Origin of the sequence: Halomonas sp. AOP7-E1-9, from assembly GCF_052376035.1 — a bacterium.
In the GTDB taxonomy this organism is placed as follows: domain Bacteria; phylum Pseudomonadota; class Gammaproteobacteria; order Pseudomonadales; family Halomonadaceae; genus Vreelandella; species Vreelandella citrativorans.
Genome location: NZ_JBQSVC010000099.1, coordinates 1 through 427 on the forward strand (window position 1 = coordinate 1; position 427 = coordinate 427).

Here is a 427-nt window from a genome sequence, read left to right on the forward strand (position 1 = left end):
TACTACTGTGTCATAAATAGATATGTTATCAATACGTATTGTGTCATCTGTATAGCGATTTCGCATTATGGTAAACGACGCACTTCACGACCGCTTCGAGACGTATCTTGATGAGCTAGCACCTCGCCTGGGCCATGCTGATCGAGTGAAGGGTTTTCAGAATTACTGTCGTGGCTTGATGCTGCCGCTGGAACGCAAGAGTGTCGAGCCCATCGCCGCCAGTGTCGATCCGGGTAACGTTCAAGCCTGTCATCAGTCGCTGCATCACCTGGTGGCTCGCTCTGGATGGTCTGACCGAGGGATGCTCAATGGCGTGGCGCAGCAGGTGCTACCCTACTTGCTGTCCCCCGATACGACGCCTTTTTGGATTATCGATGACACCGGTATTCGCAAGAAAGGACGACATTCGGTGGGCGTTAGTCGCCAG

Annotated in this window: 1 protein-coding gene; it reads left to right on the forward strand. The window is 52.7% G+C overall.

The window, feature by feature from the left end; genetic code table 11:
* Positions 1–67: 67 nt before the first annotated feature.
* The coding region (locus ACT3R4_RS18475; protein ID WP_496201307.1) for a transposase at positions 68–427 on the forward strand (360 nt) is incomplete at its 3' end.